Origin of the sequence: Stenotrophomonas sp. Marseille-Q5258, assembly GCF_946900935.1 — a bacterium.
Classification (GTDB): domain Bacteria; phylum Pseudomonadota; class Gammaproteobacteria; order Xanthomonadales; family Xanthomonadaceae; genus Stenotrophomonas; species Stenotrophomonas nematodicola.
Map to the genome: position 1 here is coordinate 130,047 of NZ_CAMPPN010000010.1, position 15,542 is coordinate 145,588.

The 15,542-nt window shown below is 68.2% G+C and carries 16 protein-coding genes; 7 read left to right on the forward strand and 9 right to left on the reverse strand.

The genetic code is table 11. From position 1 onward, the window contains the following. Nucleotides 1-582: 582 nt before the first annotated feature. Complete coding sequence (locus OC534_RS08390; protein ID WP_262071659.1) at nucleotides 583-1,140, reverse strand: TlpA disulfide reductase family protein; 558 nt, start codon at nucleotides 1,138-1,140, stop codon at nucleotides 583-585. Then, nucleotides 1,137-2,411 (reverse strand): YihY family inner membrane protein, encoded by a 1,275-nt coding sequence (locus tag OC534_RS08395; RefSeq protein ID WP_026071033.1) that lies wholly within the window; start codon nucleotides 2,409-2,411, stop codon nucleotides 1,137-1,139. Before OC534_RS08395 ends, OC534_RS08390 begins: the two co-directional genes overlap by 4 nt. A 109-nt stretch (nucleotides 2,412-2,520) precedes the next feature. On the opposite strand from OC534_RS08395, the gene wrbA reads away from it, so the two are divergent. The 3 genes from wrbA to OC534_RS08410 all read left to right on the forward strand — a co-directional run bounded on the left by wrbA (nucleotide 2,521) and on the right by OC534_RS08410 (nucleotide 4,031). Next, nucleotides 2,521-3,111, forward strand: coding sequence for an NAD(P)H:quinone oxidoreductase (wrbA, locus tag OC534_RS08400; RefSeq protein WP_262071660.1), 591 nt, complete (start codon nucleotides 2,521-2,523; stop codon nucleotides 3,109-3,111). Next, on the forward strand, nucleotides 3,108-3,446 hold the full coding sequence (locus OC534_RS08405) for a DUF2069 domain-containing protein (RefSeq protein WP_017357594.1): 339 nt from the start codon (nucleotides 3,108-3,110) through the stop codon (nucleotides 3,444-3,446). The genes wrbA and OC534_RS08405 overlap by 4 nt, the downstream gene beginning before the upstream one ends. Before the next feature lie 99 nt (nucleotides 3,447-3,545). Then, nucleotides 3,546-4,031 (forward strand): asparaginase domain-containing protein, encoded by a 486-nt coding sequence (locus OC534_RS08410; RefSeq protein ID WP_017357593.1) that lies wholly within the window; start codon nucleotides 3,546-3,548, stop codon nucleotides 4,029-4,031. Nucleotides 4,032-4,097: 66 nt separating this feature from the next. Here the strand turns inward: OC534_RS08410 and OC534_RS08415 are convergent, their stop codons facing one another. The 3 genes from OC534_RS08415 to sufT all read right to left on the reverse strand — a co-directional run bounded on the left by OC534_RS08415 (nucleotide 4,098) and on the right by sufT (nucleotide 7,966). Beyond that, nucleotides 4,098-5,843, reverse strand: coding sequence for a S8 family peptidase (locus OC534_RS08415; RefSeq protein WP_136003756.1), 1,746 nt, complete (start codon nucleotides 5,841-5,843; stop codon nucleotides 4,098-4,100). Between the two features lie 413 nt (nucleotides 5,844-6,256). Further along, nucleotides 6,257-7,354, reverse strand: a complete 1,098-nt coding sequence (locus tag OC534_RS08420; protein ID WP_017357591.1) for a branched-chain amino acid aminotransferase — start codon at nucleotides 7,352-7,354, stop codon at nucleotides 6,257-6,259. Nucleotides 7,355-7,414: 60 nt separating this feature from the next. Beyond that, nucleotides 7,415-7,966: a putative Fe-S cluster assembly protein SufT gene (sufT, locus tag OC534_RS08425; RefSeq protein WP_017357590.1), complete on the reverse strand. Its 552-nt coding sequence runs from the start codon at nucleotides 7,964-7,966 to the stop codon at nucleotides 7,415-7,417. 117 nt (nucleotides 7,967-8,083) lie between these two features. On the opposite strand from sufT, the gene OC534_RS08430 reads away from it, so the two are divergent. Next, nucleotides 8,084-8,503, forward strand: coding sequence for a hypothetical protein (locus tag OC534_RS08430; RefSeq protein WP_017357589.1), 420 nt, complete (start codon nucleotides 8,084-8,086; stop codon nucleotides 8,501-8,503). A gap of 42 nt (nucleotides 8,504-8,545) precedes the next feature. Here OC534_RS08430 and OC534_RS08435 read toward each other — a convergent pair whose 3' ends face one another. Both OC534_RS08435 and OC534_RS08440 read right to left on the reverse strand, forming a co-directional pair. Beyond that, on the reverse strand, nucleotides 8,546-10,000 hold the full coding sequence (locus OC534_RS08435) for an NAD(P)(+) transhydrogenase (Re/Si-specific) subunit beta (RefSeq protein WP_136003752.1): 1,455 nt from the start codon (nucleotides 9,998-10,000) through the stop codon (nucleotides 8,546-8,548). Continuing rightward, nucleotides 9,997-10,305: an NAD(P) transhydrogenase subunit alpha gene (locus OC534_RS08440; protein ID WP_017357587.1), complete on the reverse strand. Its 309-nt coding sequence runs from the start codon at nucleotides 10,303-10,305 to the stop codon at nucleotides 9,997-9,999. Before OC534_RS08440 ends, OC534_RS08435 begins: the two co-directional genes overlap by 4 nt. A 129-nt stretch (nucleotides 10,306-10,434) precedes the next feature. On the opposite strand from OC534_RS08440, the gene OC534_RS08445 reads away from it, so the two are divergent. Genes OC534_RS08445 through OC534_RS08455 form a run of 3 tightly spaced genes read left to right on the forward strand, consistent with a single transcriptional unit; the run spans nucleotide 10,435 to nucleotide 11,757 of the window. After that, nucleotides 10,435-10,998 carry an RNA polymerase sigma factor gene (locus OC534_RS08445; RefSeq protein WP_136003789.1) on the forward strand — a complete coding sequence of 188 codons (564 nt, stop codon included), beginning with the start codon at nucleotides 10,435-10,437 and terminating at the stop codon, nucleotides 10,996-10,998. Beyond that, complete coding sequence (locus OC534_RS08450; RefSeq protein ID WP_136003748.1) at nucleotides 10,995-11,321, forward strand: hypothetical protein; 327 nt, start codon at nucleotides 10,995-10,997, stop codon at nucleotides 11,319-11,321. Before OC534_RS08445 ends, OC534_RS08450 begins: the two co-directional genes overlap by 4 nt. Before the next feature lie 19 nt (nucleotides 11,322-11,340). After that, nucleotides 11,341-11,757: a DUF3106 domain-containing protein gene (locus OC534_RS08455; RefSeq protein ID WP_229296520.1), complete on the forward strand. Its 417-nt coding sequence runs from the start codon at nucleotides 11,341-11,343 to the stop codon at nucleotides 11,755-11,757. Between the two features lie 22 nt (nucleotides 11,758-11,779). Here the strand turns inward: OC534_RS08455 and OC534_RS08460 are convergent, their stop codons facing one another. Together OC534_RS08460 and OC534_RS08465 are read right to left on the reverse strand one after the other, a co-directional pair. Then, nucleotides 11,780-12,874: an NAD(P) transhydrogenase subunit alpha gene (locus OC534_RS08460; protein WP_017356620.1), complete on the reverse strand. Its 1,095-nt coding sequence runs from the start codon at nucleotides 12,872-12,874 to the stop codon at nucleotides 11,780-11,782. A 65-nt stretch (nucleotides 12,875-12,939) separates the two neighbouring features. Further along, complete coding sequence (locus OC534_RS08465; RefSeq protein ID WP_017356619.1) at nucleotides 12,940-15,255, reverse strand: DUF1631 domain-containing protein; 2,316 nt, start codon at nucleotides 15,253-15,255, stop codon at nucleotides 12,940-12,942. Between the last annotated feature and the right edge of the window lie 287 nt (nucleotides 15,256-15,542).

The following is a 15,542-nucleotide window of genomic DNA, read 5'->3' on the forward strand; positions in this document are numbered from 1 at the left end:
CAGGCGCTTGCACGGCAAAGGCCACGCGCGCGGGCGGGGGGTACGGGGGCGGATCGGAGAGCAGCCGGGCAGAGCCCGGCTCTACGAGGTGCGGTGCGATGATCAACGCATGTCCAACGCGATGCGGTGACCGACACGTAGTGCCGGGCTCTGCCCGGCAACGGGCGCTTGCGCGGTACAGGCCGCGTGCGCGGGCGGGAGGTACGGGGGCGGATCGGCGAGCAGCCGGGCAGAGCCCGGCTCTACGGGACCTGCGTGACATGGTCATCAACGCCGGTCCAACGCGATGCGGTGTTGATCAACGCATGTCCAACGCGATGCGGTGACCGACACGTAGTGCCGGGCTCTGCCCGGCAACAGGCGCTTGCGCGGTACAGGCCGCGTGCGCGGGCGGGAGGTGCGGGGTCGGATCGGCGAGCAGCCGGGCAGAGCCCGGCTCTACGGGACCTGCGTGACATGGTCATCAACGCCGGTCCACCGCGATGCGGTGTTGATCGACGCATGTCCACCGCGATGCGGTGACCGACACGTAGTGCCGGGCTCTGCCCGGCAACAGGCGCTGGCGCGGTGCCGCGCGCGCGGCTATTTGGCGGCAATGCGCTGTTCGATGTCGGCGGCGGTGACCGGGCCGAGGTACTCCTTGGCGACCGTGCCATCGGGTGCGATCAGGTAGGTCAACGGCAGGCCACGCGGAATCGCGAAGTCTTCCGGCGGGTTGTACGTATCGACGATGACGATCGGATAGGTTACCGGTCGCTTCTCCAGGAACGCCTTCATCTCGGCCGGTTCGATGTCTTCATAGGCCAGGCCCACCACCTCGATTTCGTCGCGCATGGCATGCAGCGCGGACAGTTCCGGCATTTCCTTGCGGCACGGCGCACACCAGGTCGCCCAGAAGTTCACTACCACCCATTTGCCACGATGCGCGGCCAGATCGTAGTCGCTGCCGTCCAGCGCCTTGAGTTTGAGCGTGGGGCGCTCCACGGTACGCCGGTCCGTATCGGGCGCGGCCGCAGGCGCGGGGGCCGCAGGGGCTGGCGACGGCGTGGCGGCCGGCTCAGGCTGCGCGGTCGGGGCGGGCTTGTTGCACGCAGCCAGCGCCAGCAGGCCCAGCGCAAGCAGCAGGGGCTTGGCAGTCATGGTTTGTCTCCGAGGTTTGTATAGATGTCGCTGACGCGTCGCTTGAGCAGTTCGCGCAGCGGCAGGCGCAGCGCGTCCAGCGCGGCCACCGAGGCATCGCCCAGGCTGTCGTCGCGGTAAGGCAGGTACGCTTCCTTGACCGGGATGCGCATCTGGGTGGTTTCGTACAGATCCGACAGCGTCAGCTTGTCCAGGTCGCGCGCCAGCAGCCATTCGCCCTGTTCGTCGCGCCGCACCACGCGGATCGCTTCCAGGTCGCACAGCATGGTCTGCAGGAGCGAGTCGGTCAGCATCGGCTCCAGCCTGAGGATCTCGTCGTCATCCAGACTGCGTCCGCTCTGCCGCGCCTGCTGGAACCGCCCGATCAATCGCAGCAGGCCGTAGAGCTCGTAGCCGGTGGGCAGGCGCAGGTCCGCCGGCTGGTAGCGGAAGGCGGCGATCGAGGACGCCAGCGACGCGCCCAGCAGCACCGACACCCAGCACAGGTAGATCCACAGCAGCAGGATCGGCACGAAGGCCACGGTGCCGTACAGCTTCTGGTAGGACTGGAAGCTGCCCAGGTAGGCGCCCATGCCCCACTTCACCAGCTCCAGCATCACCGCGGCCAGGATCGCGCCGGGGATGGCATGCCGCCATTTGACGGTGTGGTGCGGAACCACGCGGTAGACCAGCATGATGCAGACGAATTCGATCAGTACCGGTGCCAGCCCCAGCGACAGATTGGCCAGCCATCGGCCTTCGCTGGTGCCGAACAGCGGCAACGCGAACACCCGCGCCGAGACCGCGAGCGAGGCGGCCGCCAGCATCGCGCCCAGGGTCAGCACCGTCCAGTAGACCAGGAAACGGGTCAGCTTGGGTCGCGCCGAGCTGACCCGCCAGATCTGGTTGAAGGTCTGCTCGACGCTGTTGAGCGTGATCAGCAGCGACACCACCAGCGCGATGAAGCCGGCGGCGGTGAGCTGGCCGGCACTGGCCGAGAACTGGCGCAGGTAGCCTTCGGCCGCGCGCGCCGCGTTGGGCACGAAGTTGGAGAACACGTAGTCGCTGAGCTGGTCGCTCCAGCGGTCGAACACCGGGAATGCCGAGAGCACCCCGAACACCACGATCGCCAGTGGCACCAGCGCGAACACGGTCGTGTAAGCCAGCGACGCGGCCGCCTGGAACAGACGGTCGTCGAGGAAGCGGTGCCACAGGAAGCGGCCGAAACTGGCGGCGCGCGCGCGATCCCGCACACGTTCCATCCACAGGTTGAGGGTGTCCAGAGGTTCCATCGGCGCAAGGGTACCCGATGCGGCGAAACGTGCACGCATCGGCCGCGCTCGCCCTGCGCCCGCCGCATCGCCATACTGGCCCCTGGCCCCAAGATGAGATGAAGGCGCGATGGCGGAGATTCTGGTGCTGTACTACAGCCGCGGCGGTTCGGTGGCCCGGCTTGCCCGCCAGATTGCGCGGGGCATCGGCGAAGTGCCCGGCATGGGCGCGCGTCTGCGCACGGTGCCGCCAGTGACGGCGATCACCCAGACCGCGCGGCCGCCGGTGCCCGAGGAAGGCGCGCCGTACGTGAGCGTGGAGGATCTGGCCGAGTGCGACGGCCTGATCCTGGGCAGCCCGACCCGCTTCGGCAACATGGCCGCCCCGGTGAAGCACTTCCTGGATGGGCTGGGCGCCGAGTGGGTCAACGGCACACTCGCGGGCAAGCCGGCGGCAGTGTTCACCTCGACCGCGTCGCTGCACGGCGGCCAGGAGTCGACGCTGCTGTCGATGCAGGTGCCGCTGCTCCACCACGGTTGCCTGATCGTCGGCATTCCCTTCACCGAACCGGCCTTGAGCCACACCACCACCGGCGGCACGCCTTATGGCGCCAGCCACGTGGCCGGCGCCAACGATGACCCGACGCCCAGCGAGGACGAAGCGATCCTGGCGCGTGCGCTGGGCCGGCGCGTGGCCGACATCGCACGGCGGCTGGCATGAGCACGCGCGCGACCGAGGTCGTTCTCGCGCTGCTGCTGGCGGCGCTGGCCGCGCTGTATGCGCTGTGGTTCGCGCATGACAGGCACTGGCTGGCCACGCAACTGGTGTTCACCGCACCGCCGCTGCTGCTGGCCGTGGGCGTGCTGGTGCGCCGGGGCAAGGCCGCGTTCTGGGCCGGCGTACTGGCGTTGTTCTGGTTCAGCCACGGGGTGATGAGCGCCTGGAGCCATCCGGAGATCGCGGTGTGGGCCTGGACCGAGCTGGTGCTGGCGCTGGCGGTGATTGCCGTGGCCAGCGCGCCGGGCCTGCGCCGGCGGTTCGGGAAGAAGCGCTGACGGCAGACGGGCGACGCACGGCTCTCCGGGATCGCGCGGTATCATGGCGCCAGGGCGCGGCGACGCCGCCCAGCTCACCGTCAACCCAGGATTGCTGCAATGGACGAACTACTGATCATCACCACCGGCGGGACGATCGACAAGATCTACTTCGACGACAAGTCGGACTACCAGATCGGCGATCCCCAGATCGGGATGATCCTGCGCGAACTGGGCGTGACCTTCCGTTTCAACGTGATTCCGATCCTGCGCAAGGATTCGTTGCACATCACCGATGACGACCGCGAACTGATCCGCGCGACCATCGCCGCCCAACCGACCCGCCACGTGCTGGTCACCCACGGTACGGACTCGATGGTGCAGACCGGCAAGGTGCTCAAGTCGATTGCCGACAAGACCATCGTCATGACCGGCGCGCTGAGCCCGGCGCGCTTCCGCGGCTCGGATGCGGAGTTCAACATCGGCTGTGCGATCGGTGCGGTGCAGTCGCTCGCCAGCGGCGTGTACATCGCCATGAACGGCCGCATCTGGAATCCCGAGCAGGTGCGCAAGAACGTGGCGGCCAACCGGTTCGAGGAAGCCTGACGCGCCACCGCCTGGCGGACATGAAGACGCCCCGGCATGCCGGGGCGTCTTTGTTGCAGCTCCCGATCAGTACTGCGCGGTCAGGCTCAGGCCGGAGAAGGTCGTGTAGGCCTTCACCCGCACGTGCCAGGTGCCCGCAGCCGGGGCATTGATGGTGCAGGTTTCATTGTTGCCGCTCAGGTACGGGCGGCAGTTGTACACGGTGTCGGTCGGAGCGCTGCCCGAGCGCACGTACAGGTCCGCATCGCCGCTGCCGCCGGCAATGGTGACCTTCAGCTGCGCGCTGCCCGAGGGCACGTTCACGGTGTAGGCCAGCGATGCGCCGCTGGCGGCGCCGAGGCCGGTGACCGGAACGTTGTTCTGCAGCACCGTGCCGGTGCCCGGGCCGGGGCCGGTCCCGTTGAGAGCTGCGGTGACCGCGGCATCGGCATCGACGATGCCCGCGCCGCACCCGCCGGTGCAGGCACCCGGCAGTGCACGCGCGGTGTTCTTGAGCAGGGTCTCGACCGCGGCCGGCGACAGCGCCGTCGGTGCCACCGACTGCACCAGCGCGACCACGCCCGCCACGTGCGGCGCCGCCATCGAGGTGCCGTTGTAGGACGCGTAGGAGGCTGCGCCCGGCACCGTGGTGCCGCTGTTGAGGGTGGACAGAATCGCCTGGCCCGGTGCCGAGATGTCGATGCCGGCGCCATAGTTGGAGAAGCTGGCGCGGGCACCGGCCGAGGTGGTGGCGGCCACCGCGATCACGTTGGCGCAGTTGGCCGGCACCGACGAGGACACGTTGGTGTTGCTGTTGCCCGCGGCCACCACGACGGTGGTGCCGCGCGACACCGCGCCATTGATCGCGTTCTGGTAGGTGGTCGAGCAGCTGCCACCGCCCCCCAGCGACATGTTGATCACTTCGGCCGGGTTGGCATTGGCCGGAACGCCGCTGACGGTGCCGCCCGAGGCCCACACGATCGCATCGGCGATGTCGGAGGTGTAACCGCCGCACTTGCCGAGCACGCGCACCGGCACGACCTTGGCATTGAAGGCGGTACCGGCCACGCCGGTGCTGTTGTTGGTCACTGCGGCGATGGTGCCGGCCACATGGGTGCCATGCCAGCTCGAGTTGGATGCCGGGATGCCGGAGCCGCACTCGTTGGCGCCGTACCAGTCGCCTTCATCGTTGGCGTTGTTGTCGCGCCCGCCGCCATCGCGCGCCATCGCGGCGTCGCTGATGAAGTCGTAGCCCGGCAGGATGTTCGCGTTGAGGTCGGGATGGCTGGTGATGCCGGTATCGATCACCGCCACGACCACGCCGGCGCCGGTGGCCTTGTCCCAGGCCGGGCGCACGTTGATGGACGCGTTGCTGGTGCCGAAGCCCCATTGCTCGGACAGACGCGTATCGTTGGGCACCAGGGTGGCCTGCATCAGCTGGTCGACCTCGACATATTCCACGTTCGGGTCGGCCGCAAGGCGGCGCATCAGCAGTTCGGATTCGGCCTGATCGAGCGGACGATCGGTCTTGACCACGGTCGGACCGATGGCGAGCTGACGCAGTTTCTGCAGGCCCAGCGCGCGCCCTTGGGCGGCGGGCACGGCGCTGGCGGCCGCCTTGAGCGAGCTGGCCAGTGCGGTGGGCGTGGCGATCGCGCTGCTGCCGTCCTTGTACTTCACGATGAAGCGCTGGTGGGTCGGCGCCGAGGACAGGCCGCTCAGCTGTACGTCACCTGCCAACGCCGGCGAGGCCAGCAGCAGCGAGGTGAGTACGGACGCGCCCAGTACAACCAATGCACGCTGACGCAAACGGTGTTGCGAATCATGAGACATCGGATTTCCCTTTCAGACTGAAGGATGCCGTCTATGCGGCGAAAATCCGGCGCGATCCGTGGCTACGGATCTATGGCAGTGATCGCGACCGGTTGTTGGATCGGTTTCCCCTAACAAAAACCGCCCGACGACGGACGCTATTGGTTTCGCCGCCACGCAACAACGTGTCAATGCCTTTTCAGTCTTGTGAACATTCCGATCTGAGACTTTTCGGGTCAACGGTTTGTGAATGTGAAGGAACTTTCACGACAGAAACCGCCACATGAACGGCTTTTTCAAGTCCATCCTCTGTCTTGCCCGACAAAAACCGGACATCCCGTTGCGCAACAACGACTTGCGTGGGGCCATCCACACAAAGGCCCGCCTGTTGCCAGGCGGGCCTTGGGAAACGCGCGATCAGGGCGCCAACCGGATCAGGCGTCCAGGCGCACCAGCCAGCCGTGGCGGTCCGGCAGGCGGCCGTACTGGATGTCGGTCAGTTCCTTGCGCAGGGACATCGTCACTTCACCGGCCGGCGCGTTGATGTCGCCCACCGCGAAGCCGTCGCCCTTGAGCTGGCCGATCGGGGTCACCACGGCGGCGGTACCGCAGGCGAACACTTCGGCGATGTCGCCGGAGGCCACGCCCTGCTTCCACTCGTCGATGCTCACCTTGCGCTCTTCAACCTTCATGCCGCGGTCGCGGGCCAGCTGCAGGATGCTCTCGCGGGTGATGCCCTCAAGGATGCTGCCGGACAGTTCCGGCGTCACCAGCGTGCCGTCCTTGTAGACCAGGAACACGTTCATGCCGCCCAGTTCTTCCAGGTACTTGCCTTCCACCGGATCCAGGAACAATACCTGCGAGCAGCCCTGGGCCTGCGCCTTCTGCTGCGGCAGCAGCGAGGCGGCGTAGTTGCCGCCGCACTTGGCCGCGCCGGTGCCGCCCTTGGCGGCGCGGGCGTATTCGGTGGACAGCCAGATGGACACCGGCGCCACGCCCTTGGCGAAGTACGGACCCGCCGGGCTGGCGATCACGTAGTAACCGGCCTTGTGTGCGCCGCGCACGCCGAGGAAGGCTTCATCGCCGATCATGAACGGACGGAAGTACAGGCTGGATTCGTCGGCCGACGGCACCCAGCTGGCGTCCACGGCGATCATCTGCCTGAGCGACTCGACGAAGATGTCCACCGGCAGTTCCGGCAGCGCCAGGCGCTGCGCCGAACGCTGCAGGCGCCGGCCGTTGGCATCCGGGCGGAAGGTCCAGATCGAGCCATCGGCGTGGCGGTAGGCCTTGATGCCTTCGAAGATCTCCTGGCCGTAGTGCAGCACCGCGGCGGCCGGGTCCAGCTGCAGCGGGCCATACGGGCGCACGCTGGCATCGTGCCAGCCGGTGTCCTTGTCCCAGCGCACTTCCACCATGTGGTCGGTGAAGTGCAGGCCGAAACCGGGCGCGGCCAGAATGCGATCGCGCTCCTCGCTGCTGCGCGGGTGGGCCGAACGGGTGGTGCTGAAGCTCACGGAAGACTGGGACACCGGATATTTCCTGTTCTGGTTACGGGGAACGCCACCACCACCAAACGCGCGGTGGAGCGGTTACAACATGCCGGTTTCAAGCCGGGCGGCCTCGGACATCATGTGGCGGCCCCACGGCGGATCGAACACCAGCTCGACGTCGGCCTCGGCCACCGTCGGGATCATTTCCAGCTTGCTGCGCACGTCGTCGACCAGGATCTCGCCCATGCCGCAGCCCGGCGCGGTGAGCGTCATCTTGATGTCCACCTCGCGCCGGCCATCGTCCAGGTGCTTGAGATCCACTTCATAGACCAGGCCCAGATCGACGATGTTGAACGGAATCTCGGGATCGAAACAGGTGCGCAGCTGCTGCCACACCAGTTTTTCCACTTCCTCGTCGGAGGCGTTTTCGGGGAGTTCCAGCGCGGGCGGCGGTTCCTTGCCGATAGCGTCGCCGTCCTTGCCGGCGATGCGGAACAGATTGCCTTCGACAAACACGGTATAGCTCCCACCCAGCGCCTGGGTGATATAGCCATAGCTGCCGGCCGGCAGCGTCACCGTTTCGCCCTGCGGGACCATGACGGCCTCGCAGTCGCGTTCGAAGTGGACAGGTTCACTGCTACGGGAATACATGTGGATGGATATGGGGTCGCGGCCAATTCCCGCAAGGCCGCCATTTTAGCCCAGCCGCCGGCCACGCGCCGGTCACCACGCAAGCCGGTATCCTGTGGGGACTTACAGGAAGATCGAATGTCGCCCACGTCCGTGTCTGCCCGGCCCCGTCACTGGCTCTGGCCCCCGCTGTTGCTGCTTGGTATCGCCACGGCCACGCTGGCCTGGTTGTTCATCGCCCTCCTCAGCGGCCAGCAGGCCGGCTGGATGGCCGTTCTGGGAGCCCTGGACGTGGTGCTGATGCTGCGGCTGGGCACCTTCCGCCCGGGGGCAACCCGGGTCGTGGTGACCGTGCTGGCCACGGCAGTGGTGGCACTGGCGGCCAACTGGTTCATCGCCTCGGCCTACCTGGGCGGCTCGATGGGGCTCAACCCGTGGGAATCTGCGTTGCGCATGGGCCCGTTCATGGCCAGCACGCTGATCCAGCTGGCCAACGGGCCGCTTGAAGCGATCTGGCTGGCCGTCGCGCTGGTGGTTGGCGGGTGGCTGGCGCGGTGATGCCGGCCGCTGGGCGGCACCACCGGTCGGGCCCGGTGGCGGTCAATGGCCGCCGTCGAGCGCCTTCAGTTCGCTGACCAGGGCACTGGCGGCACCGGCACCATCGCCGTACAGCATGCGCGCGTTGTCGGCATAGAAGAGCGCGTTCTCGATGCCGGCAAAGCCGGTGCCCTTGCCACGCTTGATCACCACCACGTTGCGCGCGTTGACCACATCCAGGATCGGCATGCCGTAGATCGGGCTCGCCGGGTCGGTGCGCGCGACCGGGTTGACCACGTCATTGGCACCGATCACCAGCACCACATCGGTGTTGGGGAATTCGGGATTGATGTCGTCCATGTCGGCGATCAGGTCGTAGGGCACGCCGGCTTCGGCCAGCAGGACATTCATGTGCCCGGGCATGCGCCCGGCGACGGGATGGATCGCGAACTTCACCTTGATGCCGCGTTCGATCAACCGCTGCGCCAGTTCCCACACCTTGTGCTGGGCCTGGGCCACGGCCATGCCGTAGCCCGGCACGATCACCACGCGTTCGGCGAAGGCGAGCATCGCCGCCACGTCGCTGGCCTCGATCGGTTTCTGCGCGCCACTGATCTCCTGCGCGGTACCGCCGCCGCCAAAGTTGGAAAACAGCACGCCGCTGATCGGCCGGTTCATCGCCTTGGCCATCAGGCGGGTCAGCAGGATGCCGGCCGCGCCGACCATCATGCCGGCGATGATCAGCGCCTCGTTGCCCAGCACATAGCCCTCGAACGCCACCGCCAGGCCGGTAAAGGCGTTGTAGAGCGAGATCACCACGGGCATGTCGGCGCCGCCGATCGGCAGGGTCATCAGAACGCCCAGGGCGAGCGCGACCACGAAGAAGGCGATGATCGCCACCGGGCTCAGGCTGACGCCGGCCCAGATGCCCAGCCCGACCATCGCCACTGCAACCGCCAGGTTGAAGGCCTGCTGCCCGGGGAAGGTCACGCGTCGGTCCAGCCGTCCGTCCAGCTTGGCCCAGGCGATGATCGAACCGGACAGTGACACCGCACCGATCGCCGAGCCGATGATCGCCAGCGCCAGCACCGTGGCCGAGGGCTGGCGCGCGGCCAGTTCAGCAATGGCCTGTTCGCTCCAGTGCGTGGTATCGCGATTGGCCAGGAAGGAGAAGCGCAGCAGCTCCACCGCACCGATCGCCGCGGCCGAGCCACCGCCCATGCCGTTGTAGAGGGCCACCATCTGCGGCATGTCGGTGATCGCCACGCGCTTGGCCGACCACCAGGCCACGCCGGTGCCGATCGCCACCGCCGCCAGGATCAACGGCACGTTGTGCAGCTCGGGCAGGAAGAAGGTTGCCACCGTGGCAATCAACATGCCCAGCCCGGCCCAGCGGATGCCGCTGCGCGCGGTCATGGGCGAGGCCATGCGCTGCAGGCCCAGCAGGAACAGCGTGGCGGCGACCAGGTAGCTGACCTGGACCAGCCACTGCAGCAGGTGTGCGGTGCTCACGTTCAAGGCGACTTCTCCCCCGCGTCGCGCTTGGCGCTGGGCTTGAACATGTCGAGCATCCGCTCGGTGACCACATAGCCACCGGCCGCATTGCCGGCGCCGAGCACCACCGCGACGAAGCCGATGATCTTCTCCAGCGGTGTCTGCGCGTGGCCCAGCACCACCATCGCACCGATCAGCACGATGCCGTGGATGAAGTTGGACCCGGACATCAGGGGGGTATGCAGGATCACCGGCACCCGTGAAATGATCACATGGCCGGCGATGGCGGCCAGCATGAAGATGTACAACGCCACGAACCCGTCGCTCATTGCAGTCTGTCTCCCAGGCGGTGATCCCGTCCCGCCCATCATAACCATGCGCTGAACCGTTCTGCAGGCCGGTCAACCGATGGCGCACTGGTGCGTTCTCACGTTGTCCCCCTGCGCGAGCGCTACCCTGTGCTGGTGAGCCCCTCCCTACCGACGCTGCCCACCGAGGCCGATGCGCCGCTGCCGGTATCGCTGGACGCGTTTCTGGCCGGTATCGGCCCGCGCGCGTTCCGCTTCGCCGAAGCCGGCCTGCGCCAGCGCGACGACGCCCTCGATGCCGTGCAGGACAGCATGCTGCGGATGCTGTCCTACCGTGACAAACCCGCCGCCGAGTGGGCGCCGCTGTTCTGGAGCATCCTGCGCCGCCGGGTGGTGGACCTGCAGCGCCGCCGCGGGTTCCGCCTGCGCTTCTGGCGCAGCAGCGATGCGCCTGCGGAGGATCACGACATCGACTGGGCCGACAGCGCGCCCGGTCCGGCCCAGGCGCACGAGCAGCGCGATCAGTACACGCGTCTGGTCGCCGCGCTGCGCCAGCTCCCGGCCCGCCAGCGCGAGGCCTTCACCCTGCGCGTGCTGCAGCAGCTCGACGGCGCCACCACCGCCCGGGCGATGGGCTGCAGCGAAGGCGCGGTCAAAACCCATCTTTCGCGCGCACGCGCAGCCCTGCAGCAGCACCTGGAGATCGAACTGTGAGCCGCCCGCCTCTTCCTTCCAGCACCGACGCGGCCCTGCAGCAGTTGCATGCGCAGGCGGTTGCGCGGCTTTCCCCGGCCACCCTGGCGCGGCTGCATGGCGCGCGCCACGCCGCGCCGCAGCGCACCCGCGCGCATGGCTGGTGGCTGGCCACGGCCTGCTCGGCGGTCGCCGCACTGGGACTGGGCTACAGTTTCACGGTCAGCCCGCCGCGTCCGGCCGCGCTGCCGGTCACCGCGACACTGGATGACGGCATCGACGTACTCGACGAGAATCCCGATCTGTACGTGTGGCTGGCCGGCACCGATCTGGCAATGGAGTGAATCGATGAAACCGCGACTGATGCTGGGACTGGCACTGCTGACGCTGACGGCGACCGGCTGGGCACAGACGTCCCCGTTACCGAACTGGGACCAACTGACCCCGCAGCAGCGCGAGGCGTTGATCGCGCCGGTGCGTGACCGGTGGAACGATGCGCCGCCGCCGCAACGCGAGCGGATGCTCCAGCATGGGCAGCGCTGGCAGGAGATGACCCCGGAACAACGCGATCTGGCGCGCCGTGGCCGACACCGCTTCGAGAACATGTCGCCCGAGCAGCGCGAGCAGGCCCGCGCGCTGTTTGCGCAGATGCGCACGATGAACCCGGCCCAGCGCGACGAACTGCGCGCCCGCTGGGCGCGCATGACCCCTGACCAGCGCCAGGACTGGCTCAAGGCCAACCCCATCGTCGAGCCGCCCGCCGCGCCCAGAAAGCCCTGAGCGCCGCGCCGCCGGGCCATGCTCAGCCGGCGGCGTCCGCGCCCTGCCAGCGGGTTCTGGCCTGCAGTTCGTCGGTCCAGTCGAAGGCGATTGCACCGTCCTTGAGGAACAGCGCGACGAAGTTGTACAGGTTGCGCGCGTACATCTCGCTGGCGTGCACGGCCCCCTGGCTGGCCAGGTTGAGCGGACCGTCGACGGTGATGCCGTCCAGGTCGATGGTCTGCCCCGGCACGGTCGCTTCGCAGTTGCCGCCGGTCTCGGCGGCCAGGTCCACCACCACGCTGCCCGGCTTCATGCCGCGCACCATCGCGGTGCTGAGGATCCGCGGTGCAGGGCGACCCGGCACGGCCGCCGTGCACACCACGACGTCCACCAGGCGCAGATGGTCGCCGAGCCGGCGCTGCTGTTCGGCCCGCTCGTCCTCGGTCAGCGCGCGGGCATAGCCGCCTTCACCGGCGGCGCTGACTCCCAGGTCAAGGAATTTGCCGCCCAGCGATTCGATCTGCTCGCGGGTTTCCGGGCGCACATCGAACCCTTCGACCTGCGCGCCGAGCCGGCGCGCGGTGGCGATCGCCTGCAGTCCGGCCACACCGGCGCCCACCACCAGCACCCGCGAGGGGCGGATGGTGCCGGCGGCCGTGGTCAGCATCGGGAAGAAGCGCGGCGCGCGCTGGGCCGCGATCAACATGGCCTTGTAGCCCGCCATGCCGGCCTGGGAACTGAGCACGTCCATCGACTGCGCGCGCGTGGTGCGCGGCAGACGCTCCAACGGAAAGGCATGCAGCGCGCGCGATTGGATGGTCGCCGCACGGCCTGCGTCAGCCTGCGGGTAAAGCATGCCCACCAGGGTGGCGCCGGTCTTGAGCTGGGCCCACTGGGCCGGGGATGGCGGCTGCACGCACAGCACGATATCAGCCGTGGACAGGCCGCCGGCGTCGGCCACCTGCGCGCCGGCGTCCAGATACGCCGCATCCGGGAAACCGGCCGCCTGTCCGGCACCGGCCTCGAAACGAACGGTCGCGCCGAGCGCGGCCAGCTTGCGCGCCGTCTCCGGCGTCATTGCCACGCGCCGTTCCCCCGGCGCGCCTTCCTTGACCACCAACACCTCGACAGCCATGCCTGTCCCCGTCGTTCAGCGGATAGTGCCGTGATCGTAACCTGATCGGTGGGCGCCGGGTCGGCCTAGTGGACGGTGGCGTTCTTGGTGTCCAGGCGGTCGATCACGCCCTGCATGGCGCTGTCGAAGGCGCCATCGTCGATATGCGCGCGCAGGCGGCCCAGCCGCACCATCACCGCCAGTTCTTCCGGCGAGGCCACGCAGAAGCGCACGCCGCGGCGGTTGACGAACAGCAGACGCGAGGAGATCGGGCTGACCCAGGACAGCTTGCCGGCCTGCACCTTGCCGTCCTTGTCGACGAAGTCCAGCCAACTGCCGATCTCCATGCCGCGGAAGCGGTCGGCATCGGCGTTGTCGAAGTCGCTGACATCCACCTTGCTGCCCAGCTCCACCGCCGGGGCTTCCTGCGCGGGCGGTGCCGGCAGCACCACCTGCGGCAGTTCCGGCAGCGCGCGCTCCAGTTCCGGGCGCGATTCAGCGATGCCCTGCAACGTGTCATGCAACGCGTCGATGGCGCTGGTGGCGGCATCGGCGTGCACGCCCACACTGGCAAACACCTTGCGCAGCGCCGGGTGCCAGGCCTGCAGCCAGGGCTTGCCGACGATCTTGCGGCGCGCTTCGGCCACCTCTTCCAGCAGCCCGTCGGCCAGGGCCAGCGCCTCACCCACCGACGCGCCGTCTTCGCCTTCGCGCAGCACACTCAAGGTGAGGTGGTGCTGCCACGGCTGGCGCAGGAACTCGCCGATGGCCTGCGGCAGGGTGGCATCGGCAATGCGACGGTCCAGTTCGGCGGCCGCCCGGGTGCGCGCCATTTCCAGCTTTTCCTGACCGCGCTGGGTCTCGGCCGCACGCCGCTCGGCGATTTCGATCCGGCGCCGATGCTGGGCCAGGAAATCGCGGAATTCTTCTTCCAGCGTAAGGAAGATGGCGAGGTTCTCGTTGAACTCGGCCACCAGCCGCTCGATGATCTCCTCGACCTTGCCCATCAGCACGCGCTCGGCCTGGCTTTCGCCGGTATTGCCTTCGCACGCTTCGGCCAGCGAGTTGAGCAGCTTGCGCGCCGGGTGCGTCTTCTGCACGAACATGCGGCGGTCGAGCATGGCGACCTTCACGAACGGCACCACCAGCCGACCGATCAGCTCACGCGAGCGACCTTCCAGATCGCGCTCGTCCAGCATCACATCAAACAGCATGCCGACCAGGTCGATCGCGTCCTCGTCCTGCGGGTCCAGCCGGGCCTGGCCCGGGTCGACACCGAGGCGCGTGGCACCGGACAGCACTTCGCTCTTCAGGCGCTGGGCCAGCGATTCGCCGTCCTCGCCGATCGCCGCGCGCAGGGTGGCGCTGGGCGTGGCCTGGAGCAGCGACAGCACCGACATCATTTCGCGTTGGCTGAGCGGACGCTGCTGGCCCACCGCCACACTCGCGGCGGAGGTGGCGTCTTCGCGCACATGGCGGGTCTGCTGCAGCAGTTCATGCAGCGCTTCCAGCAACATGCCCTGGTTGCCGCTCAGACCCTCGGCGCCGTCCGCACCGCCGGCATGGCTGCTGGCGCCGTGCGAGGACTGCATGCGGCCACGGCTTTCGGCCCAGCGGTCGGCAAACCGCCTGGCCCAGGCCGGCGCGGTCGCGTCGTCATTGCCGTGCTGTGCCGTGTCCAGCGCGTCGACCAGTTCGTCCAGCTCGTCGCGCGGCGTCGGCGGGCGCGGGGCCGGGCGACGCGGCGCGGCCATCTGCGGCATCACGCCGGCAGCGGCCAGTTGTTCGTCCACTTTTTCGTAGCGCTTGCCGATCGGGGCGTGCAGGTCGCGCTCGCACAGTTTGATCAGCACCAGCCGCACTTCCGGGGCCAGCTCACAGCCGGCGAAGGCCTCGTGGATGGCCACACCGATGTGTTCCGGGCTGATCGGGTTGGTGTCCGCGTTCAGCTCCAGGCCCCCGGCAATCATGCCCAGGCGGCGGTCCAGACGGGCCAGCACCGGCTTCCAGTCGCGCAGCAGCACGGTGGCGAAATTGCGCACGGCCAGCCGCGATTCCAGCACGTGCTCGGGCACCAGGCTCAGGCCGTCCTCGATCTGACCGGCCAGCGTGGCCTCGGCCGACAGGGGCTCGCCCTGCTCCAGCGCCGACCAGGCGCGGGCCAGATGGGTGCGGAAGCCGACCACGATGTCGTCGCGGCGGCGGCGCAGTTCGCGCATGCCGTCCAGGAACAGCAGCTGCGACGCGCCTGCGGTGCCGGCACGGTCGAACAGCACATCGTCAAAGCGCGCCAGTACGGTCGCGAACGACTCGGCCAGCGCGGGCAGCGCCGCGTCGCGCGCAAGCGTCAGCAGCGCGGCGTTGCGACCCGGATGGCCCGTAGCAGTGGGCGTGGCGATCATGCGAAAAGGCTCCCCACCCTCGCAGGCACTCTAAGCAGCGTGAATACAGCCGACGCAGGTACACCCCATGCACCCGCATACGGATCGTAGGCCGGCCGGCCGGTAGCGGACAGTGAAGCAGTCCTCACTTCATACCTCATGACCGGGGCGCCGGCAGGCCTTGTATCGTACGGGGAGCGGTCGCGGGAAGCGAGTACAGCCACGTGAACGACTTCCGTTAATTAGGTGATGTTCATCACGTTTTGTCGCAAATTGCACCGAGAACGCCCAAAGCCGTGTCACAAACT

Bases quoted from the DNA above. Each gene is read 5' to 3' on its own strand.
- OC534_RS08390 (WP_262071659.1), bottom strand. From the start codon at position 1,140: ATGACTGCCAAGCCCCTGCTGCTTGCGCTGGGCCTGCTGGCGCTGGCT.
- OC534_RS08395 (WP_026071033.1), bottom strand. From the start codon at position 2,411: ATGGAACCTCTGGACACCCTCAACCTGTGGATGGAACGTGTGCGGGAT.
- wrbA (WP_262071660.1), top strand. From the start codon at position 2,521: ATGGCGGAGATTCTGGTGCTGTACTACAGCCGCGGCGGTTCGGTGGCC.
- OC534_RS08405 (WP_017357594.1), top strand. From the start codon at position 3,108: ATGAGCACGCGCGCGACCGAGGTCGTTCTCGCGCTGCTGCTGGCGGCG.
- OC534_RS08410 (WP_017357593.1), top strand. From the start codon at position 3,546: ATGGACGAACTACTGATCATCACCACCGGCGGGACGATCGACAAGATC.
- OC534_RS08415 (WP_136003756.1), bottom strand. From the start codon at position 5,843: ATGTCTCATGATTCGCAACACCGTTTGCGTCAGCGTGCATTGGTTGTA.
- sufT (WP_017357590.1), bottom strand. From the start codon at position 7,966: ATGTATTCCCGTAGCAGTGAACCTGTCCACTTCGAACGCGACTGCGAG.
- OC534_RS08430 (WP_017357589.1), top strand. From the start codon at position 8,084: ATGTCGCCCACGTCCGTGTCTGCCCGGCCCCGTCACTGGCTCTGGCCC.
- OC534_RS08440 (WP_017357587.1), bottom strand. From the start codon at position 10,305: ATGAGCGACGGGTTCGTGGCGTTGTACATCTTCATGCTGGCCGCCATC.
- OC534_RS08455 (WP_229296520.1), top strand. From the start codon at position 11,341: ATGCTGGGACTGGCACTGCTGACGCTGACGGCGACCGGCTGGGCACAG.
- OC534_RS08460 (WP_017356620.1), bottom strand. From the start codon at position 12,874: ATGGCTGTCGAGGTGTTGGTGGTCAAGGAAGGCGCGCCGGGGGAACGG.
- OC534_RS08465 (WP_017356619.1), bottom strand. From the start codon at position 15,255: ATGATCGCCACGCCCACTGCTACGGGCCATCCGGGTCGCAACGCCGCG.